The organism is Companilactobacillus kedongensis (genome assembly GCF_003946625.1).
GTDB classification, from domain to species: domain Bacteria; phylum Bacillota; class Bacilli; order Lactobacillales; family Lactobacillaceae; genus Companilactobacillus; species Companilactobacillus kedongensis.
The window spans coordinates 114870-138184 of the sequence record NZ_RHOR01000003.1 but is presented as its reverse complement, the minus strand read 5'-3'; the positions used below and the strand labels follow the sequence as shown (position 1 = coordinate 138184).

At 36.0% G+C, this 23315-nt stretch carries 23 protein-coding genes; 5 read left to right on the top strand and 18 right to left on the bottom strand.

Going from position 1 to position 23315, the window contains the following annotated elements:
• Nucleotides 1-27: 27 nt before the first annotated feature.
• The 6 genes from EKM60_RS03370 to EKM60_RS03345 all read right to left on the bottom strand — a co-directional run bounded on the left by EKM60_RS03370 (nucleotide 28) and on the right by EKM60_RS03345 (nucleotide 4321).
• Nucleotides 28-678 carry a hypothetical protein gene (locus EKM60_RS03370; protein WP_125712447.1) on the bottom strand — a complete coding sequence of 217 codons (651 nt, stop codon included), beginning with the start codon at nucleotides 676-678 and terminating at the stop codon, nucleotides 28-30.
• Nucleotides 668-1492 carry an ATP-binding cassette domain-containing protein gene (locus tag EKM60_RS03365; RefSeq protein ID WP_125712445.1) on the bottom strand — a complete coding sequence of 275 codons (825 nt, stop codon included), beginning with the start codon at nucleotides 1490-1492 and terminating at the stop codon, nucleotides 668-670. The genes EKM60_RS03370 and EKM60_RS03365 overlap by 11 nt, the downstream gene beginning before the upstream one ends.
• A 3-nt stretch (nucleotides 1493-1495) precedes the next feature.
• Nucleotides 1496-1984 (bottom strand): hypothetical protein, encoded by a 489-nt coding sequence (locus tag EKM60_RS03360; RefSeq protein ID WP_125712443.1) that lies wholly within the window; start codon nucleotides 1982-1984, stop codon nucleotides 1496-1498.
• A gap of 46 nt (nucleotides 1985-2030) precedes the next feature.
• The gene (locus EKM60_RS03355) at nucleotides 2031-2576 is read right to left on the bottom strand and encodes a DNA-3-methyladenine glycosylase I (protein WP_125712441.1); all 546 of its coding nucleotides are present in this window, start codon (nucleotides 2574-2576) and stop codon (nucleotides 2031-2033) included.
• Between the two features lie 69 nt (nucleotides 2577-2645).
• Nucleotides 2646-3119 carry a universal stress protein gene (locus tag EKM60_RS03350; protein ID WP_125712439.1) on the bottom strand — a complete coding sequence of 158 codons (474 nt, stop codon included), beginning with the start codon at nucleotides 3117-3119 and terminating at the stop codon, nucleotides 2646-2648.
• Between the two features lie 80 nt (nucleotides 3120-3199).
• Nucleotides 3200-4321 (bottom strand): glycerate kinase, encoded by a 1122-nt coding sequence (locus tag EKM60_RS03345; RefSeq protein WP_125712437.1) that lies wholly within the window; start codon nucleotides 4319-4321, stop codon nucleotides 3200-3202.
• 57 nt (nucleotides 4322-4378) lie between these two features.
• On the opposite strand from EKM60_RS03345, the gene EKM60_RS03340 reads away from it, so the two are divergent.
• Nucleotides 4379-5179 (top strand): tyrosine-protein phosphatase, encoded by an 801-nt coding sequence (locus EKM60_RS03340; RefSeq protein ID WP_125712435.1) that lies wholly within the window; start codon nucleotides 4379-4381, stop codon nucleotides 5177-5179.
• Between the two features lie 304 nt (nucleotides 5180-5483).
• On the opposite strand, the gene EKM60_RS03335 is transcribed toward EKM60_RS03340, so the two are convergent.
• The 5 genes from EKM60_RS03335 to EKM60_RS03315 form a co-directional block, all read right to left on the bottom strand.
• Nucleotides 5484-5672 carry a hypothetical protein gene (locus EKM60_RS03335; RefSeq protein WP_125712433.1) on the bottom strand — a complete coding sequence of 63 codons (189 nt, stop codon included), beginning with the start codon at nucleotides 5670-5672 and terminating at the stop codon, nucleotides 5484-5486.
• Between the two features lie 269 nt (nucleotides 5673-5941).
• Complete coding sequence (locus EKM60_RS03330) at nucleotides 5942-7624, bottom strand: SLAP domain-containing protein (protein ID WP_164508304.1); 1683 nt, start codon at nucleotides 7622-7624, stop codon at nucleotides 5942-5944.
• A 111-nt stretch (nucleotides 7625-7735) separates the two neighbouring features.
• Complete coding sequence (locus EKM60_RS03325; RefSeq protein ID WP_125712429.1) at nucleotides 7736-10093, bottom strand: phosphoketolase family protein; 2358 nt, start codon at nucleotides 10091-10093, stop codon at nucleotides 7736-7738.
• A 101-nt stretch (nucleotides 10094-10194) separates the two neighbouring features.
• The gene (locus EKM60_RS03320; RefSeq protein ID WP_125712427.1) at nucleotides 10195-10923 is read right to left on the bottom strand and encodes a GntR family transcriptional regulator; all 729 of its coding nucleotides are present in this window, start codon (nucleotides 10921-10923) and stop codon (nucleotides 10195-10197) included.
• 598 nt (nucleotides 10924-11521) lie between these two features.
• On the bottom strand, nucleotides 11522-12508 hold the full coding sequence (locus EKM60_RS03315) for a choloylglycine hydrolase family protein (RefSeq protein WP_125712425.1): 987 nt from the start codon (nucleotides 12506-12508) through the stop codon (nucleotides 11522-11524).
• A gap of 162 nt (nucleotides 12509-12670) precedes the next feature.
• Here EKM60_RS03315 and EKM60_RS03310 point away from each other — a divergent pair, with 162 nt between their 5' ends.
• From EKM60_RS03310 to EKM60_RS03300, 3 genes are all read left to right on the top strand, one after another.
• The gene (locus EKM60_RS03310) at nucleotides 12671-13615 is read left to right on the top strand and encodes a Dyp-type peroxidase (protein ID WP_125712423.1); all 945 of its coding nucleotides are present in this window, start codon (nucleotides 12671-12673) and stop codon (nucleotides 13613-13615) included.
• A gap of 367 nt (nucleotides 13616-13982) precedes the next feature.
• On the top strand, nucleotides 13983-14804 hold the full coding sequence (locus EKM60_RS03305) for a homoserine O-acetyltransferase/O-succinyltransferase family protein (protein ID WP_125712421.1): 822 nt from the start codon (nucleotides 13983-13985) through the stop codon (nucleotides 14802-14804).
• Nucleotides 14805-14806: 2 nt separating this feature from the next.
• A complete protein-coding gene (locus tag EKM60_RS03300) occupies nucleotides 14807-16090 on the top strand; it encodes an O-acetylhomoserine aminocarboxypropyltransferase/cysteine synthase family protein (RefSeq protein ID WP_125712419.1) in 1284 nt (427 codons plus the stop codon).
• Between the two features lie 310 nt (nucleotides 16091-16400).
• Here EKM60_RS03300 and EKM60_RS03295 read toward each other — a convergent pair whose 3' ends face one another.
• The 4 genes from EKM60_RS03295 to EKM60_RS11100 all read right to left on the bottom strand — a co-directional run bounded on the left by EKM60_RS03295 (nucleotide 16401) and on the right by EKM60_RS11100 (nucleotide 18823).
• The gene (locus EKM60_RS03295) at nucleotides 16401-17837 is read right to left on the bottom strand and encodes a PH domain-containing protein (protein WP_125712417.1); all 1437 of its coding nucleotides are present in this window, start codon (nucleotides 17835-17837) and stop codon (nucleotides 16401-16403) included.
• The gene (locus tag EKM60_RS03290; RefSeq protein ID WP_125712415.1) at nucleotides 17827-18312 is read right to left on the bottom strand and encodes a PH domain-containing protein; all 486 of its coding nucleotides are present in this window, start codon (nucleotides 18310-18312) and stop codon (nucleotides 17827-17829) included. Before EKM60_RS03290 ends, EKM60_RS03295 begins: the two co-directional genes overlap by 11 nt.
• A gap of 93 nt (nucleotides 18313-18405) precedes the next feature.
• Nucleotides 18406-18606, bottom strand: coding sequence for a hypothetical protein (locus EKM60_RS03285; protein WP_125712413.1), 201 nt, complete (start codon nucleotides 18604-18606; stop codon nucleotides 18406-18408).
• A gap of 64 nt (nucleotides 18607-18670) precedes the next feature.
• Complete coding sequence (locus tag EKM60_RS11100; RefSeq protein WP_164508303.1) at nucleotides 18671-18823, bottom strand: hypothetical protein; 153 nt, start codon at nucleotides 18821-18823, stop codon at nucleotides 18671-18673.
• A gap of 190 nt (nucleotides 18824-19013) precedes the next feature.
• Between EKM60_RS11100 and EKM60_RS03280 the strand changes: the two genes are divergently transcribed.
• Nucleotides 19014-20123, top strand: coding sequence for an SLC13 family permease (locus tag EKM60_RS03280; protein WP_125712411.1), 1110 nt, complete (start codon nucleotides 19014-19016; stop codon nucleotides 20121-20123).
• A 487-nt stretch (nucleotides 20124-20610) separates the two neighbouring features.
• Here EKM60_RS03280 and EKM60_RS03275 read toward each other — a convergent pair whose 3' ends face one another.
• From EKM60_RS03275 to sdaAB, 3 genes are all read right to left on the bottom strand, one after another.
• Nucleotides 20611-21150, bottom strand: a complete 540-nt coding sequence (locus EKM60_RS03275) for a ClbS/DfsB family four-helix bundle protein (RefSeq protein WP_125712409.1) — start codon at nucleotides 21148-21150, stop codon at nucleotides 20611-20613.
• Nucleotides 21151-21375: 225 nt separating this feature from the next.
• A complete protein-coding gene (gene sdaAA / locus EKM60_RS03270) occupies nucleotides 21376-22242 on the bottom strand; it encodes an L-serine ammonia-lyase, iron-sulfur-dependent, subunit alpha (protein ID WP_125676953.1) in 867 nt (288 codons plus the stop codon).
• An 11-nt stretch (nucleotides 22243-22253) separates the two neighbouring features.
• Nucleotides 22254-22925, bottom strand: a complete 672-nt coding sequence (gene sdaAB / locus EKM60_RS03265; protein WP_125712407.1) for an L-serine ammonia-lyase, iron-sulfur-dependent subunit beta — start codon at nucleotides 22923-22925, stop codon at nucleotides 22254-22256.
• Nucleotides 22926-23315: the final 390 nt, after the last annotated feature.

Genomic DNA, 23315 nt, shown 5'->3' with positions numbered 1-23315 from the left:
TAGACGGTAAATAGCAATACTTTTATCTCATTTTTCAAATTTTTTTTGATAAAAGACACCACTAATAGCAAATAGAATCATCCCGTAGACAAATTGTTGTCCAGCAATCGGTAGCAATGCTTGTATCGAATGGCCATCTTGCAAGGTTACTATCATTTTAGATATCGGTGGCAAAATCCAGTTTACATAATAAAGCAGTCCACTGGAACTGTCGGCCAAAGATAAATATAACAGGATCAAAATTCCTATTTGCCCTACAATAGAATGTTTTTCAAAACGCGGTTTCAAAATCATTGCTATCGCTGTGCCAACAAAACCCGATGTTGTAAATAATATGATTAATATCCAATTTTTAGTACCGGCAAATGCCAATAATGCTGTTAATAGATCCATCAACAATAAAACAATTGCTTGAGTGGAAATATATAGCCAATAATTACTGACCTTTTGCTTTACATACCGATTATACAACTGATCATTCTTAAAAAAGTTCAATCCTGAGATTAATCCAATCAAAAACGTCACAATAATCAAAATTATCACTTGTTGAATATTGCTTAGTGCTAATTTGGAATACATTGTAAATTCCACAATACCCAACATAAATAGTAATGACATATACAGATAATCTCGAAAAATCATTTTAAAAAAATTATCAGCTAAAAATTTAATTTTCAAGGACTCGTGCCCCCTCAAAATTATAGTTCAATTCCAACATCTCTTTGATGATAGAATCTTTGATTTTCATTGGTACCTTTAATTCAATTAAGTTATCAATATTCACGGATAAATAACGGCTGATATCACTCGGTAATGCCATCGTTTTTGACGTAACCGTAAAGATAAGCATGTAGTGAACTGACATATTTCGATCGGTGACCTTAGTCAATTTATTATCTTTTAGAAGATAGTTACTATCAAAATAGTTAACAACACTGTCATCTTGAACTGTACTAGCAATCACGATTCCCGAATTGTTATCACGCAGATCTTTGATAATATCCAGCATATTAGTGATTATTTCACTATTTTGAAATGAAAACGGCTCGTCTAACAACAGTATGTTTGGGTGACCGACAACCGCTGCTAAGAACCCTACACGCTGTTTCAAGCCCAAAGAAAGCTGACGTACCGAGCGATCCAAATATGGTGTCATCCCCATGTAAGTGATCAATTCTTTTAGTTGTGAATCCCTAACGGCCAAATCACCACTTAATCTTTGCACATCACGTAAATACTTTTTGACTGATTTAGTGATTATCTCTGAATCAATTTGTGGTAAATATCCAAATCTAGCCTTAGGAGCAATTTCTAGTTTGCCACTGTCAGGAGATTTTAAACTGGCCAAAGTATCCAAAAATTGTGTTTTGCCACTGCCATTGTCACCTAAAATATAGGCGATCTCGTTTTGATACAAAGAAAAGGTTACATGCTTAAATGCAAAGTAACCTTCATTTTGGAGTGACAGATCTTTAGCTGTCAATAATTCCATATGCTATTGCCATTCCTCAATTGCTTTGGCAGAAAGTCCGATCGACAAAACTGCATCATTTGAAAGAGCGTTTCTGACATCAGAAACAATTGTATTATCATACACAGCACCAATCACCGTGAAGGCATATTCGATCAAGTGTATATCAGTCTTAACTTTGTATTCGCCATCTGCATAAGGGTCTTCATGATTATATGTAAAGTTGATATCGTGGCCTGAAAGAGAACCGTCAACGTGGTTTACTTGCACGCGATCATGTAATTCACTTAATTTACCAGTTGGATTTTGTAAAGTTAGTCGATGATCAGACTCATTTTGATAGTAATCTTCTTCAGTCATATCAAAATATTCTTTGATAGGTTTTCTTAAAATTGCTAAATCGTCGATCAACTTATAAACCTTCTCAACGTCCAATTTGGCAGATTTTTTTTCAACATCTTTATTATTTTTGTAGATCCAGTCAGCAAATTCACTAATAGTCTCAGAATTCATAAATTTTCCTCCGTTATTACGTTCCTATTATACTTAAAAAACTCGATTATTTAAAATCACAGCTATCTAAATGGTCATTGATAACTCCAATTGCTTGCAAGAATGAATAAATTATCGTTGGTCCAATAAATTTGAAACCACGTTTTTTCAGATCCTTACTTATCTTTTGTGACAATTCATCTTGAGCTGGAAGTTCTTCCATAGTCTGATAATGATTGATTATCTGCTTATTGTCGACAAAATTCCAAATATAATCACCGAATCTTTTATTGTTATCATGCATCATCTTGATCTGTTTAGCATTATTAACGATAGCATTAACTTTTAACTTATTCCGAATAATTTTAGGATCTTGGAGCAATTCTGAAATTTTTTCATCAGAATATCCTGCTACCTTATCCACGTCAAAATTATCAAAAACTTCTTTATAACCTGAACGTCTCTTTAAAATAGTCGACCAAGAAAGACCAGCCTGTGATAACTCCAAACTCAGCATTTCAAATAGATAACGTTCGTCCCTATCAATTTTACCCCATTCGGTATCGTGATATAACTGCATCTCTTCTGAACTATCAGCCCACGAACATCTCATTTTCTTCACCAATAAAAAAAGGCTGGGATATGACTCATCTCAGTCTTTTTTCTCCTATATTATGGATTACTATTTAATTGCGCTGTTGTCAGTTGTTGTTCTAACGATGATAACGTCAGTTCTAGCATTACGTGTAACATATTCAGATACTGAACCAACTAACAAACGAGTAACAGCGTTCATACCGGTAGAACCGATCATAATTAAGTCATTCTTATATTCTTCAACGAATTCTTGAGAAATGACAGTCTTTGGTTCACCAAAACGTACGTGAATATCGATATTATCGGCATTAGCACCATTGGCAACTGCTTCGTCTTTCAATTCGTTTAAATATTTTTGAGCATCTTCAGATAATTGATAAATAACGTCTCCATTTAACATACCACCATGTAAACCGATGAATTGTTTAGTATCAAGAACCGTTAAAACATCAAGATGCCCTTTGTTCATTTGTGCAACCTTGACAGACTTTCTAAAGGCCATTTCAGCTTCCTTTGATCCGTCGACTGGTACTAAAATCTTTTCATAATCTTGTTCCATAATCTGATCCTCCAATGCTCTTAATGAAAACTCTTTAATGTAAGATTAATGCATTAATGAGTTTTATTCAATAAATAATGCTAAGAAAATGCTGTTAATGTACGCGCTAACTGGTTTGCCGCCGATTCGTAGTTCCCGAAAATCATCTTTTCATCTTCATTATCCATCTGTCGATTGACCATCTGGGTTGAAAAAATACCTGTAAACAATTGTTCATAGTCTTCAAAGTCATCAACAAAATTATTACATAAAGCAAAAGTAGGAATTCTGACTGTTCCAGCAATTTTACTCAAATGATAAAGGATCTCATCATGCATCGCATCTGCCGAAATAATATCGGTAGCAGTTACCAAAACATCAGTTGAACGAATCGTCTGATCCATACCAGTTACATTTGCCACCCACTCAAATGATGAACGAAAAATATGAGCGTTGATCATTGCAAAAGCTCCCGCTAAAGTTTTGATCGAGTCTGAATGCGGCATCGGGTGTATATCTAAATTATACTTCTGATTTACTTTTTCAGTAACATAAACGAGATTATCTTCCAAAAAACTTACCTGAGTTTTATTCAAACGCTCATAATTTCCCTCAGGTTCAAAATTTGCAGAATAACTTAGTAGAACAGTAATTTTTGTACGTCTAGGCAAGATGCGAGCTATACCTTCCAAGTTCATACGATAAGCATTGATCAGCGGATTTTCACCTTCAGGTATAAGTTCATCATTTTCATCATATATTTTAGCCCCTAAAGCTTGCAACGCCCCAAGCCCACCATCAGCAACGGCTGTCTTGCCTAAACAGATAACGATATTTTTGTGACCACTTGACACTGCGTCTAGGATAAACTCTCCTAAACCATGGCTGGTCGCATGAAACAGGTCTTTTCTTTTTTTGTTAGCTGCTAGATCAAGACCTACTATTTGTTCTGAATCTATAATTGCGGTATCCTGACTATCAATGCTTGTCACCAAATAGCGTCCTGTTTTGCTTTGCCAAAAGGCATCGAAAAATGGTAATTCGGCCCATTCGCCACCGATCGTATGCTTAATTAATGCCGGCATACCATATTCGCTATCTGTGACCGGCATAGTGACAATTTCTGCATCTGGCAATGCACGTGAAATACCGCTATAAATAGCTTGACCTATTTTTCGAGAGCTAACATGGCGATATTTTCCGGGGGCAATGATAAATTTCATGACAAATCTTCCTTTTGTTATAATTGAAATTAGACTAAACGATAAAGGGGTACACATATGGATAACGCTACACAACAAACACATCGTATCTTAGATCTTGAAGAGGGTATCAACTTTCGTGAATTAGGCGGTTATGAAACTGCTAATGGTAAGCAAGTTAAGTATCACAAAATTCTTCGTTCAGCAGGTCTAGATAAACTAACTGACAATGATTTAAACTTTTTAAGTGATTACGGTCTCAAAACAGACGTTGACTTCCGCTCTCAAAGTGAGATCGACAAGAGTCCTGATAGACTACCTAATGGTACAAAATATGTTTCTCTACCAGTATTCCGTGAAGATTTAACAGAAGCTTCAAAGATTCAAGAATCAGTTATTCCTGAAATAGACTTTGACCCAACAAATGGTTATGAACATATGTTAGACGTCTATAAGGAAATGATAACTGAAAATCAATCAAAAAAGGCTTATCGAAACTTCTTTGACGAGTTATTAGGAAATTCTAAGGATCGTGATGTTTTGCTGTTCCACTGCAGTGCTGGTAAGGACCGTACTGGTATGGGAGCTGTTTTCTTCCTATATAGTTTGGGTATTCCTTTGCCAACTATTAAGCAAGATTACCTACTAACTAATCAAGCAAGCAAATTCTATGTAGCAGATATTCTTAAAGAAGTTGAGAAACGTGATGCATCACTAGTTGAGTCGATCCGTGCTCTGATGACCGTTAACGAAAACTACTTATCCGTAGCTGAAAAAGCCATTAAGGAAACCTCAGGCAGTCTAGCTAATTATATCAGAAATGAATTACATGTAAGTGATAATCAAGTTTCTGACCTACAAAAAATCTATTTACAGTAAATAAAAATGAAATTCTTTCGAATTTGCATCACACTTTCTTCACATTTACTGGCTATTATATAACTATAAGCTAAAGGAAAGCGAAGAGCTCCTTAACTTATGATTCTCCCTGATATATTCTTCATATAAAAGTATTAATCCTCAATATACAACAAAAACCCAACCTTCCCCCCTGATAATTGGGTCACAAAAAAAGACTGAGAATACATTCTCAGTCATGAACACCGCAAAGTCCTTGCGGTGTTTTTATTTTGCAAAAAAAAGGATGTGGAAAATTTCCACATCCTTTTAAATATTTATGATCCTAGTCATGTAGGATAAATGTGTGATTCTTACCAAATACATTTTGTGCATAAACTGCCAAAACTACTGCTACAACAGCGGCAGATAATACGGCATATCGCGCTTGTAACATAAACAGTAACATTAATATTACTACTCCCACGGCTGCTAATGCAGTTAGTCCTAATTTATTTACAACTTGATTTGTCATAATATCCACCCACCTTGTAATTTTTCAATCTCTCTACAAGACGAGAGTACCATGTGAAAAAGGCTTTTTCAAGCCCTTACAATCGGCATTTTTCAAGTTACAGCAATCGGTTACAACAACTAACAACAAGGGTTCATTCGTGCTAGACATTATTAAAACCTCTAATTTTCACAAGCTACCATTTTCAGGCATTCTTACACAATTTTGAGTTATTTTTTGTTTCTATTCTTAAATTTGGTTTAAATAATTAATTTTTGGTTCATTTTGAATCAGAGGATAAATACCTTCGCTATATCAATAAATTCATCCGTTGAAACACGATAATATTTCTTATCTTTTATCAAAGCAATCAAATCAGTTTTCCATTCACTCAATGGATCTAATTCTCGTTTAGAGATGTTCCCTAAATGATCGATCAACTTACCTTGACCGGATTTAACTCTGATTTTAGATGCATCGGTCTTCTTATATACATAAACATCTATTGCCTTAACATATTCATCATTTGAGATCCTATAATATTTTTCATTATTGATCGTGACTTCCGGAACGTCATTCCACTTAGTATTTTTTTCTAACTCACGATTAGTAACTAATTTTCCATGTTGATCATATAATCTAACTTGAGTAGATGTCGCAATATTTTGGTTTGGAACTTTTGAAACAGGTTTAGAGGTTGTATTAATAGATGGTACAGATTCATTATGATGATTAGGATCATCCTCTAAGTAAAAGTTTGCCTCCAATGTGCTACCTGAAAATTCTTCCGGTATTTTTTGATATGGCGCATGTGAAACTATTTCATGAATAATATGTCCTAAACTATGATCGGCATCAAGGGAACTTTCAAAGTTTGATAGTGCCTTTTCCCCTAGTTCTATTTCTTCTGGTTTAAATTCTTTTAATATAGACTTGTCTAATATCACATTCCTATCTAAATCTAATTTTTTGAAGAATTCATTTTCAAAATTAATAGTAGTATACGTTTTAGGGCTTATCTGCACAGTTTTAATAAATTTACCGTTCTTATTAAATTCATTCACAACAAACTTAGCATCTGGAATAGGCAATAATTTAAAGGTCAAAATTTTATTTTCAGCATCGTATGAAACATTGTTATCATCATCGGAACCAGTATAATATCCTGCAACAGCATCTTTAGGCCAAATAGCTCTACCTAGAACGGTCGGATCTGGATCATCATCAATACTCGAATACAATACTTGTCCATCCAAATATCCACCTTTGGCAACAAATCTCTCTTCGTAGGGGCCCTCCAATGGAGCATACTGAAACACTATATCTGTATCACGATAATGATCAGATAGGACCTCACTATTACCTTGCATTTCGAGAATCTTTAAAAGTATTTCTTCAGGTGAACTATTCTCCATCCCCTTAAGATACGAAAAACTACTTAATCTATCATATCCAAAATAAGATTCTTCAAAAATAATTTTTCGTCCTCTTTGGAACTTTTTAAAATTATCAGAAATAATTTTCTTATAATTCGTATCGTTTACTTTTACATCAAACTCTATTTCTTTGATCCAATTTTGATTCTCGTCAGCACCACGCTCTTTAATAATAAATTCATTATTTGGAACTGTATGCATAGTCACTGAAATAGTTTGACTAGGTTCATCGCTCAATTTATAGGTATCACTTTCAGAAAACTTTTCTGAATATCCTGCCACTCTAATTTGTGGAATAGTTATTTTTGATCCGCTTGCTGAATTTCCCGACTTAGTACCAATAATTTTCCCAGTATCGGCGTCTAAATAGTTTATCGTGTAGCTTACTTGATTTGTGACTACTCCACTATCTTCTGAAGTGGCGGCCTGAACATTTATCAACATATTTCCTGGTAATATTAATCCCCCAGCTATTGTTAAAATTGAAACAACGATCCAATCACTATTAACTCTATGAGTAAATTTTTTTAGATTCAATGTTCTCTCCCCACACACATATTTACTCATAATAATATATTAATTTTTAAGATTTTTGACATCAAAAAGAGCTATTTGGCAGTATGCCAAATAGCTCTTTTATTTAAATAATTATTTTACATCCCATTTCCAGTCTTCAACTTCTGGAAGATCTGTACCGTATTCACGGATGTACTTATTATGTTTATCAACTTCTGCTTCCATTTCGTCAGCAAATTTATCAGCTTTATCACCATATACGGCAGTAGCTGCTTCTTCTGCTAAGTGGAAACGATCCATTTCGTTTACAACACGCATATCGAATGGTGTAGTGATATCACCATTTTCACGGTAGCCATGAACGAATAGATTATGATTATCACGATCAAAGAAAATATCTTTGATAATGTCTTCAAAACCATGGAAGGCAAACAATACTGGCTTGTCAGCTGTAAAGATATTGTTGAATTCTTCGTCAGACAATCCACGAGGATCAACTTCTGGTGATCTTAACTTCAATAGGTCAACAACGTTAACGAATCTGATCTTAAGATCTGGAATTTCTTTACGCAAAATGCTGATAGCAGCAAGTGCTTCAAGGTTTGGTTCTGTACCGGCAGCAGCAAAGACGATATCAGGTTCGCCATCATCATTTGAAGCCCAGTCGATAACTTTAAGACCCTTATCAGCTAATTCTTGTCCTTCTTCAATTGAGTAGAATTGTGGACGTGGATGCTTTGAAGTAACCAACAAGTTGATCTTCTCTTCATCATCAAGGATCTTAGGCATAACAGCAAGCAATGAGTTTGTGTCAGCTGGGAAATATTCACGGATATATTCAGGTTTCTTTTCAGCTAAGTGAGTAATGATACCTGGATCTTGGTGAGTATAACCATTGTGATCTTGTTGGAAAGCTGTTGATGTAGCAATAACGTTAAGTGATGGGTACTTCTTTCTCCATGACAATTCGTTAGCTTTTCTCAACCACTTGAAGTGTTGTGTCAACATTGAATCGACAACTCTTAAGAAGGCTTCATAACTGGCAAAGATACCATGACGTCCTGTCAAAGCATATCCTTCAAGGAATCCTTCGGCTTGATGTTCTGAAAGTTGTGAATCAATAATACGACCAACTGGTGCTTCATATTGATCATTTGGTTCTTTAACTTCTTCCATCCATTGACGTGGTGAAGCTTCAAACATGTGATTCAAACGGTTTGACATTGTTTCATCAGGTCCAAATAGTCTGAAGTTATCTTGATTATTCAAAATAACATCCTTGAGATATTTACCTAATTCGATCATGTCTTGAGCGGTCTTCTCACCTGGCTTGTCGAACTTCAAAGCATAGTTCTTGTAGTCTGGTAATTTAAGAGGCTTAGGATCAATACCACCATTAACGATAGGATTCATAGCCATTCTCTTGTTACCTTCAGGAATAATTGCAGCAATTTCAGACTTCAAGCTACCGTCTTCATTGAATAATTCCTCAGGTTTGTATGATTTGAGCCAATCTACTAAGGCATCAGCATGTTGCATATCATTTTGATCTACAGGAATTGGAATTTGGTGAGCTCTGAATGAACCTTCAATAGGTTCGCCATCCCATTCCTTAGGACCAGTCCAGCCCTTAGGTGCACGCAAGATGATCATTGGCCATCTTGGCATTGTAGCTTCTGAAGCTGGATGTTTTCTAGCTTCTGTTTGAATATCTTTGATTCTAGCAATAGCAACATCTAAAGTTTTAGCCATTGCTGGATGCATTTCAGCAGGATCGTCCCCTTCAACAAAGAGAGGTTCCCAGCCAAGACCGCTATAATACTCTCTCAAGTCTTCATCGTTTTTACGTGAAAGAATTGTAGGGTTAGAAATCTTGAATCCATTTAAGTTAACGATAGGCAAAACAGCACCATCATTTACAGGGTTAATGAATACATTTGAGAACCATGAACCAGCCAATGGACCAGTTTCTGATTCACCATCACCAATAACAACAGCGGCAATTTGATCAGGGTTATCTAAAATAGCACCAACACCGTGTGATAGTGAGTATCCTAGTTCGCCACCTTCATGCATTGAACCTGGTGTTTCAGGAGCAGCATGAGAAGCAATTCCACCTGGGAAGGAGAATTGTTTAAAGAGTTTTTGCATACCCTTTTCGTCTTGAGTGATCTTAGGATAAATTTCAGTATAGCTTCCATCAAGATATGAGTTTGAAACCATAACTTGACCACCATGACCTGGTCCTTCGATATAGAACATATTTACACCGTATTCATTAATAATACGGTTTAGATGAGCATAGATAAAGTTTTGACCTGCAATAGTACCCCAATGTCCGATTGGGTGAACTTTAACATCTTCAGGTTTAAGAGCACGTTTTAATAATGGGTTATCTTTTAAATATAATTGACCAACAGAAACATAGTTTGCTGCACGCCAATATTTGTCGACTAAGTTTAAATATTCTTTTGATGAATAATCTGTCATAACGGCACACTCCTTAGGTTTTACATGTATATAATAACCAGTATTGTAATTAAAGTCAACCAGTTAACTAATTGGGTCGTCCCAATTTTAAAAATAAATTTCTAATGATTATCCAAATCAACGAAGGAATCATATTTGAAATATTTATAGTGCAATTTCATAGTTGAGAACTCAAATGGCGTTCCATCATTTAAGAAGAAGATCCCCTCCATGACACCTAATGGTTCATTTTCTTTTAAGTTCAATAACTCTTGTCCCTCTTCATCAGATGGCGCAGCTGATATTGCTAAATAGGTTTTATTAACTTCCTTACCCAATTCAGATTCTACATAATTAAAAATTGAATCAGATGCAATCTCCTCAGTTAATTCAGGGGCCAATTTAATCGGAATATAGCCCGTTTCGATCATAAATGGTTTGTCATCTAGTAAACGTAATCGCTTGAAGGAATAGACAAATTCACTTGCTTGCAAAAATAGATTATCCTGCATATCTTTATCCGGTCTAATAACATCAAAGTCCAAAACCTTGATGCCAGGTTTCTGTCCATTAGATTTAAAACTATCTGTAATTCCCAAATTACTGCCGCTGTAGTTAAAATATGAATCCTGCTTTAAATACAATGGATTAACAAATGTTCCTGAACCACGTTTCTTGAAGATGATTCCCTGTTCTGACATATTGCTCAAAGCACGTTTGATCGAACTTCTACTGACATCATATTGTTCTGCCAATGAACGTTCGTCAGGCAAGCGCATATCTGGGTATGCATTTGCATCTATCTTTTCTTTTAGTGAACTAATAACTCGTTGATAAACTAAATCTGCCATAGTTCCTCCTTTTTTTGGAACGCACCAATTTTAAATAAGGTAGCCATCATTTTTATTTATTATATCTCATTTTAGTTGTGGTTTACATACCACTGTTGTTTGCCGCCTCCAGTTTCTAGTAATTCCACCTGTTATGCGACCGGTCCCCAGCCTTGGTCTGGGAACCTCGATTTTGAGCTTTGCTGCGCAAATCTCAGAATCGTCGGTGGAGTATGAACGGTTCCACCGTTCGACTCCACTTGCACAACTGGTTACATTACTAGAACCTTCCGGCTAAATACCGTTCAGCAATTATCGTCAATTTCCAAGATAATGCATTCATGTTCTATTCAACAAAAAAACTCCAGATATACGAATCAAGCCGTATAACTGGAGCCTATTATTATTCATTAAAAAGGATATAAGCATCAGATTTAGAGTAATGGAACCAGTTGCGAAAATGGTGTTGGACGGTGGTTTTCCGTCCTTACACCATGGACGATTTTGAGATTTGCGCAGCAAAGCTCAAAACCGAGCCTTCAGACCTTGGCTGAAGGGGGTCATGCAACAGGTGGAATTACTCTAAATCTGATGCGGCAGTTTCCACCACCACGCCTACCTAATTCAATTCCTTAAACTCTTGAGTCATAGTAACAGGGAATTCTTTAGGAGTTTTTTGTGCATTGATCATTTCATCAGTCATAGAAACTTTGAAAACAGTTCTATTAGCATATGGAATGTAATACATAATTCTATTAGTCATATCAAAAACTGCTTGATATTGAGTGTAACTTGGACCATCTGGTTTAGTATTAGCACCCTTTGGAACATCAACACTATCCAAAATATGCATAATCGTGTTAACTGCTTCGTCTGCGTCAGCAGGTTTTTCGATCACTTCACGGTTAAAAGCAGTTCTGACAAAGCGATCAGGAGCTGTGTATCCACCGGGAAGACGGAATGTTCCGTTTTGTCCTAATGGTTCAACTTCTAGGTCGCCAAATTTCTTACCACCAAAATTATTAGGTTGTGCACCTAGATAATTAGCCAAGTTAGTTTCATGCCATGTATAGTCAGGTGTATTGGTCATAACACCTGTTTTATCTTCTTGTAAAACTAGTCCGTTTCCTTCTGGCTCTAACACATAAGTAGCACCTGTTAAATCGCTAAAGATCCAGTGTAATGGTTGATTCTTGCCCATAACACCATTATCAGATTCAACGATATGAACGTTTTTGATATTCTCTTTTAATTCGGCAATAGATTTATTATTGCCTAAAACCCATAGTAGTAATTCTTCAGAAACTAAATTAATTGCCCCTTCAGTTGGTTCGTGATCATATTCTGACATGTGTGCAAAATATAATTCGGCGGCTGATAATCCGTATTCATTGAATCCATCGGCTACCATATAATTATTTCCGTATTTAGCACCCGTTCCCAGGATCGCATAATCGGCTTGATAAGTTTTCTTATCGAATGATGATATCCACTCATATTTTCTAGGTAAAAATGTTGGCTTACCATTTAATTCAAAAGCAAAATCCATCGTCCTTGATAAAAATTTGGCCCCATCTAAGGCTTCGTAACTTATACTTGTGCACATTGTAATGCTCCCTTTCGGATCAATTATTAATTTTTTTATTCAATGATTAATTATTATCCTAAATTAACAACAAAATCAACAATTTAAATTTACGAATTTTAAATCAAAAAGATATAGATCCATATGTTACCATTTGGATAAACAAGCCTTGGAGGTAAACAGATGACTATTGATATTAAAAAAGCTCAAGACGTTTATAAGGACGCCGGCGAAAGTGTCATTTTTACGACTTTGATGTTGAAACGTGAAGATCAAACTGTTGAAAAAGACACTATTGCAGAATTCTCAGATATGTCAAACTCTATCATTAACAGTATGCGTGTTCGAGATCCCGAAGCCCAAGTACATGTAGCTTGGGGATTTGGTTCAAATGCTTGGGATTATCTTTTCCCGGACGCACCAAAGCCTAAGGAACTAGCACCTTTCAAAGAGATCAAAGGTCCTAAATATACTGCTGTTTCTACACCTGGAGATCTATTTATTCATGTTCGTGCTTCTAAAATGTCAGTTTGTTACGAAATCATCGACCAATTTATGGGTATCCTAAGACCAATCACAACCGTTGAAGATGAAACACACGGTTTCAGATACTTTGAAGGTCGTGCTATCGTCGGATTTATTGATGGGACTGAAAATCCCGCTGGTATCGAATCAATGGATTACACTTTGATTGACGAAGAACAAGATCCAGAATTTGTTAACGGATCTTATGCCTTTGCTCAAAAGTACAATCACAATATGGCAGCTTGGAACGCTCTAAAGACCGAAGACCAGGAAAAATCTATCGGTCGTCATAAGTTTTCTGATCGTGAATTAGATGATGATGAGAAACTACCAAACGCTCATAACATCGCCTCTAAAGACGAAAAAGACGGTGTTGAACACAAAATCGTCAGAATGAATGTGCCATTTTCAGATCCCGCTAAAGATATTACTGGAACTTACTTTATCGGTTATTCAAAAGACTTCGCTATTACTAATAGAATGCTGACAAATATGTTTACTAAGAGTGATCGCCTATTGGACTTCAGTACACCGATCACTGGTAATCTATTCTTCATCCCTTCAAAAGAAACTTTAGAAAAAATTGCTGAGAGTGAATATTAATTTTAAATCGAGCTTGACTTTTATAATTCAACGCCTATAATAATCACTAATTTCATTAAAGAAAATTTAATTTAGACGTTGATAAGAAGAGTAGATCAATGAGTAGTTTGGATAGTGACCGCTAGATAGTGAAAAGGCGGAACGAAAACTTGATTGAAGATGAGCTTGGAGTCTTACCTAGGTGAAAGCCAATGGTACGCAAGGATGCGATATCATCCCGAACTTATTATATTTATTTATATTGAGTTGTTGAGGTAGAGTTTTTTCTACGAATTGGGGTGGTACCACGACCACATCGTCCCCATGTTGACATTAGTCAGCATGGGGACTTTTTTTATACTTTTTTAATTTAACGGAGGTGATTTTGATGGTTGTTTATCGAACAAATGGTTTAAGTAATTTAAAAAATAATGCTTTAGAAAATATTGATTATCTATCAATTCTAGTTTTGAATATCATGCCAAATAAAATTGAGGCTGAGAATCAGTTGAACGATCTTTTTGAAAAATTACCTGAATACGTTAAATTGACCTTCATGTATCCAGCATCTCATAAATGGAAACATGGAAATGTACAGGCTCTAAAGAATAATTACGTGACGCTAGATCAAATAAAGTCTCAATATTTCGATGGTTTGATCATAACCGGAGCTCCCTTAGAACAATTGAATTATTCCGATGTAGATTTTTGGCCAGAATTCATAGCGATCCGTGATTGGAGCAAAACACATACTAAATATCAATTGTTTACCTGCTGGGCAGCACTAGCTGGACTTTATCTAGATTTTAATATTCCAAAGATCAATTTGAATAAAAAAATCTTCGGAGTATATCAGAATCAACTTTCAAATTCAGAATTTACGAGTGGTTTTCGAATGCCGCAGTCGCGAATGAGCGGCGTTGAGAGAAGAATCATCCAACATAATCAGGCACTACAAATACTATGCGACAACCAACAAACCGGTCCCTTTTTATTAAAATCAAATCGAGCCTTCTATAATCTGGGACATCCAGAATACAGTGCTCAAACATTGATCAATGAGTATCGCAGAGATTTATCAAAAGGAAAAGAAATAAGAGAACCCAATAACTTATCACTGACGAACCCTAATAAGGACTATCAAGTTTGGCATAGCAATGGACAGTATCTATATCACAATTGGTTAAACAAAATTTTGGAGGAATTATAATTATGAGTGAACAAAAATATAGCTTTGAGACATTACAAGTACATGCAGGACAAACTGTCGATGAAACTGGATCACGTGCTGTTCCAATTTATCAAACAACTTCATACGTTTTTAAAGATCCACAACAAGCAGCCGATCGTTTTGCATTAAAAGATCCAGGTAATATTTATACTCGTTTGACTAACCCCACAACTGATGTCTTGGAAAAACGTGTTGCTAAACTAGAAGGCGGTACCGCTGGTGTAGCTTTGGCAACCGGTGCTGCTGCAATTGCCGCTGCAATTCAAAACATTGCTGGTGCAGGTGACGAGATCGTTTCAGCAAGTACTCTCTATGGTGGTACTTACAATTTATTCAATGTTACTTTCCCAAAGCTAGGCATCAAGACACACTTTGTTAATTCAGACGATCCTGAAAATTTTGAAAAAGAAATCAACGAACACACAAAGGCCCTTTATCTAGAAAGTATCGGTAATCCAGATATAAATTTATCTGACCTTCCAGCCATTGCCGCAATTGCTCATAAACATGGACTACTATTGATCGTCGATAATACTTTTGCTTCACCATATCTATACAAGCCATTAGAATTAGGCGCTGATATCGTTGTTGAATCAGCTACTAAGTTTATCGGTGGTCATGGTACAAGCATGGGTGGCGTCATTGCTGAAAATGGTAAGTTTGATTATCGTAAATCTGACCGCTATCCTGAATTCATCACACCAAATCCACAATACAACGGTTTAGTTTTCGCCGATCTAAAAGGTGGCGCCTTTACAACTAAAGTTCGTTCTGAAGTTTTACGTGATGTCGGTGGTGCCATCAGTCCTTTCAACTCATTCCTATTGATTCAAGGATTGGAAACACTGTCACTCAGAATCGAACGTCACGTTTCAAACACTCGTAAAGTTATCAAATTTCTCCAAGATTCTCCTAAAGTTGCATGGATCAAGTATCCTGAACAAGAAGACAGCCCTTACTATGATTTGGCTAAGAGAGATTTCAAGAAAGGTGTCGGTTCAATCTTTACGATCGGTTTAACTGGTGGTGAAAAAGCCGGTAAAGAACTTATCTCTAATTTAAATATCTTCTCTTTGTTAGCAAATGTTGGTGACGCTAAATCATTGATCATTCATCCTGCTTCAACAACACATGCTCAATTAAATGAAAAAGAACTCTTAGCAACTGGTATCACACCTGATTTGATCAGAATCTCAATTGGTATCGAAAATGCTGATGATTTGATAGCTGATCTCAAACAAGGATTGGATAAGGTTAGCGACTAGATTTAGTGCTTTCCTCTCTCCCTACGGCTAATTTTGATATACATTTAAACAACCAAATACCCCTCAAATATACAAATTTGTATACTTAAGGGGTATTTTTTATCATCTACAAAAAGTGCTAGGGATAACTAGCTGAAGATTTTGAGTAATGGAACCAGTTGCGAAAATGATGTTGGATGGTGATTTTCCATCCTTACACCATGGACGATTCTGAGATTTGCGCCAGCAAAGCTCAAAATCGAGCCTTTAGACCTTGACTAAAGGCGGTCCCCGCAACAGGTGGAATTACTCAAAACCTTCGGCGGCATATTTAACTCTTATACCATCTAACAACCTCATCAACCCAATCCGCAGATAAATACTTAACCATAATCACCCGTTCTCCAACTCCAGAACGACAATTAATCCGTAAATGTGCAAATAAATTTTTCTCTAACCAAATACTTTGCCGCCTTTCAACTAATTGAATACTACTTTTAGGAATAAAATAGCTGTTTTTAGTAAACAAATGATTATTGGTTAAATATAAATAATTCTTATCTATAATAGAAAGATTCGAGCGTCTAGCTCTTAAATAAGCAGGAACCATACAGAATATTAGTGATAATAAAACAAAACTTAGTACTAACCAAACGATTGCATAAAATAGGATTCCGAAAATAACATCCCCTATAACTGCGAAGATAAGTGCATTACGCAAATCATAGTAATAAGTTTTGGGTAACGGATCTTTAATTTTTAATTTGTCCACGGCAATGTCAGGGAAAAATCTATTTAGAAATTCTTCCAATTGTGCCGTTTCGATCACGGGCATGATAATAATATCTTTTTCGGTATCTTCTTTTTTAGAATTGGAAATGATCACTAACTTGACTGTCGCAATTTTTAAAAACCTACGAAGTAATGCTTGTTTTACAACTACTGCTTGAACACGACTAGTAGCAATGGATGTTTTCTTTGTTTTAAATAACCCATATTGCATCTGCAATTTATTATTAACTTTAACCAGATTGAAGTGATAGTACTTAGCAATCAATATCAGCACTGAAACAATATAGAAAATCAACATTACAAGAAATAATCCAACTACGATCAGAATAACTCCCAAATGCTGCATCTCATTCGCGGCTAATGCATAAAACTTCTTACTGATACCGTTTTGAACTTTTCCATAAATCGCCAAAATTGCCAAAAGACCTGACAAGAATGCTGGTGAAGTTAGCGAAAATTTTAATAACTCTCTCCAAGTGATCGAATACGATTCCCCCGAAAAAGTTTCCCGTGAAACATTTTTAGATTTATCTGCCGTATCAACTTCCGATCGATACTTATTTAGTTCGTCCTTTAGTTTCACAGAAACGGCTGCCAAACTGACCTCTGGACCTTCAGAATGCCCCGCAGTTTCTATTTCCAGTTCCTCTAAACCAAACGGTTTTAGAAAGAACCATTGATTAGAAGTAATATTTTGAATCCGATCGTACGGAACATGATTAACTTTTTTAACAAAAATACCACTTTTGACCAAAATCTCGTGGTCCAACAACTGATAACTGAAAGTAAAATACCTTAATAAACACTTGGTGATGACTACTAATATTAACAGTGTTATCACTAATATCATTATCATTACTGAACTATTCAATAAAGCAATCAACATAAAAAATGCCGGTAAAATGATTGATCTAAGCTCTTTATATAGGTAAAACATAATTGCCGCTGGATGCAATCTATGTGCTTTAGACATCATTTTTTGCCTCCTGAGCCAGCTTCATCAGTAGTTCCTTTAATGTTTCAGCTTGAGATGCTTTAATACCTTCGATCTCGCTTTTACCGGCGGCAGTCACTACGATCACCTTTTGTAGATCCTTGATCCGTAAAATCGGTCCTTGCTTCAAGGTCACATTCTGGACCCTAGCAATCGGAATAATTATTTGTTTTCTAAAAAAGAATCCTTTATGTAGTTCAACTTGTCGTTCATCAATATAATACGTCCAAAAATTCCAGCGATAAGGTATCAATATAAGTTCTCCAGCCAACACGACGATTGCCACAATACCTACAATCATCTGACCTATTTCAACAAGGTGCTGCCCCTCTTCAGGAAGAAAAACTGCAATGATAACTAATGCCGATAAAACAATTAAAAAAAGAAGAAAATCTATAAATACATTTATGCGCCAAATTGTTTTTATATCTTTGGGTAATTTCTCAATTTTATCCATATTGCTCCCCTTAAATAATTTTGAAATCATCATACTACCTAAATACTACTAAAAACCACGCATCTGCATACGCAAACACGTGGTTTATTCATTCTATTCTGGATCAGGTAAATCATCATCTTCATTAGTCATTTGCCAATTTGCTTTTATAAAATTAAATCCTGCAAGAACTGCGACTGCTACTGAAAATACCAAGAAGATCCTTCCCAAGTAGAACATCGGATTAATTGTCATTTCAGTAATTGTTATGAGCATTGATACTAAAATTAAAAGCGCTATGCGTATTTTCATCATAGGCGTTTCCCCCACATTTAAATTAAGAGAATTATACCAAGATGAGTCTAAAAGCGCACTACTTTTATTGCGGGATCACCATATAAATTCCTAAAAAGAACATCATAGTCCCTGTTGATAGGAGAAGGTAATATAATGATTCTTTCTTAGCTTTAAATGATACTGTGGCAATGGCAATTCCGACAATAAACGTTAAGAATATTAATAATAGATACATTTTATCTACCTCCTTGTTATTGCTATCTAGTATAACTAAGTTACAATGAATAAGGTTTTTAATAGGCAATATTTTCTTAAAATTTAAGATTTAAACGGTAAAATATTAAAAAGTTACATATTTACCTTTTTCAAACAACAAATATTCTTTATACTAGTTAGAGGTATTTCTTTTATTAGGGGAAACGTTAATGTCAGTTTTGAAACGAGTATTTTCAGATAAGGTGCTGTGGATCGCCGGTACTGCGGCGATCCTTACCTCAATTTTCATCAGTCCGCCGCGACTAATGGATATAAATTGGAAGACGATTGCGTCTTTACTTTCAATGATGATAATCATTCAAATTTATGATTATCTGGATTTCTTGAAATATTATGCGGCTTACTTAACTAACAAAGCTAAGACCACACAACAAATGATGCTAACTTTAGCATCACTGGCATTCTTCGGAGCTATGTTCTTAACAAACGATGTTACTATTTTGACATTAGTACCATTATTCTATGAACTATCTAAGCACATAAAGATAAATCCGATTTATCCAGTCATAATTATAGCTATGGCAGCTAACCTAGGAAGTATATTTACTCCCTTTGGTAATACACATAACTTGTTCTTATTGACTCACTATAATTTAGGGATCATGCAGTTCTTCGTTATGTCAGCGCCAATAACTATCGTCAACTTTCTAGCAATTTTTGCAATAACTCGCTTCTTTCCAAAGGATAAAATCGAGTTGTCACAATTGACTGCAGTTGAATTGAATATTCCTAGTTTGGCTCTTTCAGCCTTCGTTACAGTTATCATTTTCCTAGGAATTTTCTCAGTTATCCCTATGTGGGGATCACTGGTTGCGGCTCTTTTGCTAGTAGTTTTTATAAATCCGAATATTTTAAAGTCGGTTGATTACTCCATCGTGTTGATTTTCATGTGCTTCTTCATCGCGGTGGGAAATATTAATCGTGATCCGCAGATCGTAAGTCACTTGTCAGGTTTCATTCAAACAAGAACAAGTGCTTACCTAACTTCGATCATCACCAGCCAATTTATCAGTAACGTTCCAACCACTATCTTAGTTTCCAAGTTTTCTACTTATGTTCATGCTATCTTCTTAGGTACAAATATTGGTGGTCTGGGAACTGTTGTTGCATCATTAGCTAACTTATTGGCTTTTAAGCAATACAAATTCTTCTTTAAAAAGAATCCTGGCAAGTATTTACTTGCATTCTCAATCATTAACTTTACAATGCTAATAATCATCGGAACGATCGGTTACTTTATGATCGACCTATTCCAATAAGTATATGCCATCAAACTTTTTTGTTTGGTGGCTTTTTATGTGCCGCTAAAGGATGGGAGTAATTCCACCTGTTATGCGAACGCCGAGAGCCTCGGTCTCTCGGCTCGATTTTGAGCTTTGCTTACGCAAATCTCAGAATCGTCGGTGGAGTACGAACGGTTACACCGTTCTACTCCACTTGCACAACTGGTTCCATTACTCTCATCCTTTGGCTAGATATCATTTTATATTTTAAAATAAAAAAATCTCCACAGCATTCAGATAAAATCCGATTACTGTGGAGATATTAATTTGTATACGTATAAACAAAGAGGTATCGAAGGATGCGACCAGTGGTGATAATTCTGTTAGGACGACGAAGTCGTTCTTACAGAATGGACGTATTTTGAAATTTGCGTACTGTGCAAAGTTCAAAATCGAGTCTTCAGACCTTGGCTGAAGACGGTCCTACCACAGGTCGAATCCTTCGATACCGGAAACACAAACACTATGCTCTTTGTCTTAAATTATAATTCTTCCACTTTCTAACCTGACGACTATAGTTAGTAAATGGTGAAATAGTATTGATCCTGATCCATTTTGCTACTGGCCACATTGCTTTAGTTGTAGCCCACTTTCTTTCACCTGGTTTGAACAACTCGTCTGCAGACATGTGATCTACCCAAGCAATCAATTCTGTAACGACCTTTTTGAGTTCTTCTTCCTCATTATTCAAACCATCAGAACCATACTTTACGTTGAAGTCATGATACAACTCACGCATTTGATCCCACTTATATCCAGGTGTTGGAGTTGTGATCTCTCCACCGCCTTCTTCCATCTTTTCCCAAGAAAGAATCATGTTAATCCACCCGACTTGATAAGAGAGCATTTCTCGTGGTGTCTTCTCAACTTGTTCTATTCTGTCATCTGCAACACCATCTGTAATACCCTGATATTCATCAATGAATTTATGATAACTCTCTTTTATTTGGTCAATTAATTCTTCTGAATTTTTATATCCCCGCATACCTTCGCTACCTTTCATTGATTTTGAGCCCTACTCGGGACTTCTCCAATATTCATTATAGACCTCAAAATGTCACAAGAGTTATAAAAGAACTTATGAAAAATTTCACGAAAGATATTTGTAAAGTGTTTTTCTTCCTATATATGCTGGTACGACAAGCTTAAATGATAAATTATCATGGAATAAAAAAAGGAATATACCGATTTATATTTTTCGGCATATTCCTAGTTAAATTATCTATTATTAATCTCCAAAAATTTCTTTCTTCAATTTCAAGGCAGTTGGCGTAGTTGCTAAACCACCTTCAGCAGTTTCTTTGAAGATCGATGGCATCTGTTGTCCAACTCGATGCATTGCTTCTACAACTTCATCGACTGGAATAACATTCTTAATTCCAGCCAAAGCCATATCGGCAGAAATCATTGCTTGAGATGATCCTAAGGCATTTCTTTTAACACAAGGAACTTCAACTAATCCAGCTACTGGATCACAAATCAAGCCCATCATATTTTGCAAAGTTATTGCAACAGCATATCCTGCTTGATCAGCAGTACCACCTTTAGCGCAAACTAAGGCTGCTGCAGCCATTGCACTGGCTGATCCTACTTCTGCTTGGCAACCGCCTTCAGCTCCAGCAATCGACGAATTATTGGCAATCGCAAGGCCAAATGCACCGGCAACAAACAAGAAATCTACTTGTTCATCTCTGGTCATCTTCAAACGATCACGAACTGCCATCAAAACTCCAGCCAAAACTCCGGCACTACCAGCAGTTGGCGTTGCACAGATCAAACCCATTTTGGCATTAACTTCATTGACCGCAATAGCATTTCTCACGGCTTCAAGAATCGGTTTACCACTCAAGAAATCACCGTCATCAATATATGCGTCCATTCTTTTGGCATCCCCGCCTGTCAATCCGGTAACTGATTTAACTCCAGCTATTCCTTGTTTAACAGAATGCTCCATGGCTTCAAGATTACGCTCCATCAAAGAACGGATCTTATCCTTACTGCGACCAGTATTTTCAGCCTCAACAGTGATCATCAGATCTGCGATTGAAGGATAGTCATGACTTTGTTCAATTAAATCCTTAACTGTATAAAACATAATATATCCTCCTATTCAAAGAACGTAACATTGTCCATATTTTTTAGTGATTTTAATTTTTCCAAAATTTCTTCATGATCTTTGCGGTCGTCAACTTCAATGATCATAATAGCTTTCTCACCTTTAGATTCACGGGTAACAGTCATCGTACCGATATTGATATCACGGTTAGAAAAGACATCTGTTACTTTGGCGATCATACCAGCCACGTCTTGATGAATCGTTATGTAAGTCGGTGTACCCATACTTAGTGAGATCTTGAAACCATTGATCTCAGAAATCTGAATATTACCGCCACCGATCGAAACACCTGTAACGGTTAATTTACGGTCACCTTTGACCATTGTTATTTTAGTTGTATTAGGATGATCGACCTTGTCGCTCTTAGGAACAAAGGCAACTTTTATACCTTTGTCATAAGCAATTTTTAGGGAATCCGCCAATCGCTCATCGTCAGGCTCCATGCCTAATAAACCTCCGACGATAGCCACATCAGTTCCATGACCACGGTAAGTTTTAGCAAACGACTCATACAGATCGATCGTTATTTTTTCAGGCTCTTCGCCAAAAATACTGCGTACCACTTTACCAATTCTAGCGGCACCCGCTGTATGCGAACTGCTTGGTCCGACCATAACAGGACCTATAATGTCAAAAACACTATTAAAACGTAAATCTTTCATAATTTACTCCCTTATTTCATATTTCTGGCAAATCATTTTCCCCATTTTAGATAAATTTATTAGACATATGTTCACGCAAAATAGCCTTTGAATTTACCACTCCTTAGTCATATTACCGCTTGGTTGAGCCGAAAACAACAGAACGTGTGAAAAAAATCACAGATATTTATATCAATGATTCTTGACTGTTTTTGTTCTATTATTTGCACAAAATAAGGGAGCATATCTTATACAGATATGTTCCCCTTTATTTATGGTGATTTTAGATTTAAAGATTTGGATTTGCTCTTATTAAACGAGCTGCACAAGGCAACTTTCTGCGCTTACTAAACGCGTTTACAATTGGCAAACCTCTGCGCTTACTACGGTTAAAGACAATGGCATAAATCG

What these genes read in the sequence shown, in the direction of transcription:
- EKM60_RS03365 (WP_125712445.1), bottom strand. Translation starts at nt 1,492, where the DNA reads ATGGAATTATTGACAGCTAAAGATCTGTCACTCCAAAATGAAGGTTAC.
- EKM60_RS03360 (WP_125712443.1), bottom strand. Translation starts at nt 1,984, where the DNA reads ATGAATTCTGAGACTATTAGTGAATTTGCTGACTGGATCTACAAAAAT.
- EKM60_RS03355 (WP_125712441.1), bottom strand. Translation starts at nt 2,576, where the DNA reads ATGAGATGTTCGTGGGCTGATAGTTCAGAAGAGATGCAGTTATATCAC.
- EKM60_RS03350 (WP_125712439.1), bottom strand. Translation starts at nt 3,119, where the DNA reads ATGGAACAAGATTATGAAAAGATTTTAGTACCAGTCGACGGATCAAAG.
- EKM60_RS03345 (WP_125712437.1), bottom strand. Translation starts at nt 4,321, where the DNA reads ATGAAATTTATCATTGCCCCCGGAAAATATCGCCATGTTAGCTCTCGA.
- EKM60_RS03340 (WP_125712435.1), top strand. Translation starts at nt 4,379, where the DNA reads ATGGATAACGCTACACAACAAACACATCGTATCTTAGATCTTGAAGAG.
- EKM60_RS03335 (WP_125712433.1), bottom strand. Translation starts at nt 5,672, where the DNA reads ATGACAAATCAAGTTGTAAATAAATTAGGACTAACTGCATTAGCAGCC.
- EKM60_RS03325 (WP_125712429.1), bottom strand. Translation starts at nt 10,093, where the DNA reads ATGACAGATTATTCATCAAAAGAATATTTAAACTTAGTCGACAAATAT.
- EKM60_RS03320 (WP_125712427.1), bottom strand. Translation starts at nt 10,923, where the DNA reads ATGGCAGATTTAGTTTATCAACGAGTTATTAGTTCACTAAAAGAAAAG.
- EKM60_RS03315 (WP_125712425.1), bottom strand. Translation starts at nt 12,508, where the DNA reads ATGTGCACAAGTATAAGTTACGAAGCCTTAGATGGGGCCAAATTTTTA.
- EKM60_RS03310 (WP_125712423.1), top strand. Translation starts at nt 12,671, where the DNA reads ATGACTATTGATATTAAAAAAGCTCAAGACGTTTATAAGGACGCCGGC.
- EKM60_RS03305 (WP_125712421.1), top strand. Translation starts at nt 13,983, where the DNA reads ATGGTTGTTTATCGAACAAATGGTTTAAGTAATTTAAAAAATAATGCT.
- EKM60_RS03300 (WP_125712419.1), top strand. Translation starts at nt 14,807, where the DNA reads ATGAGTGAACAAAAATATAGCTTTGAGACATTACAAGTACATGCAGGA.
- EKM60_RS03295 (WP_125712417.1), bottom strand. Translation starts at nt 17,837, where the DNA reads ATGATGTCTAAAGCACATAGATTGCATCCAGCGGCAATTATGTTTTAC.
- EKM60_RS03290 (WP_125712415.1), bottom strand. Translation starts at nt 18,312, where the DNA reads ATGGATAAAATTGAGAAATTACCCAAAGATATAAAAACAATTTGGCGC.
- EKM60_RS03285 (WP_125712413.1), bottom strand. Translation starts at nt 18,606, where the DNA reads ATGATGAAAATACGCATAGCGCTTTTAATTTTAGTATCAATGCTCATA.
- EKM60_RS11100 (WP_164508303.1), bottom strand. Translation starts at nt 18,823, where the DNA reads ATGTATCTATTATTAATATTCTTAACGTTTATTGTCGGAATTGCCATT.
- EKM60_RS03280 (WP_125712411.1), top strand. Translation starts at nt 19,014, where the DNA reads ATGTCAGTTTTGAAACGAGTATTTTCAGATAAGGTGCTGTGGATCGCC.
- EKM60_RS03275 (WP_125712409.1), bottom strand. Translation starts at nt 21,150, where the DNA reads ATGAAAGGTAGCGAAGGTATGCGGGGATATAAAAATTCAGAAGAATTA.
- sdaAA (WP_125676953.1), bottom strand. Translation starts at nt 22,242, where the DNA reads ATGTTTTATACAGTTAAGGATTTAATTGAACAAAGTCATGACTATCCT.
- sdaAB (WP_125712407.1), bottom strand. Translation starts at nt 22,925, where the DNA reads ATGAAAGATTTACGTTTTAATAGTGTTTTTGACATTATAGGTCCTGTT.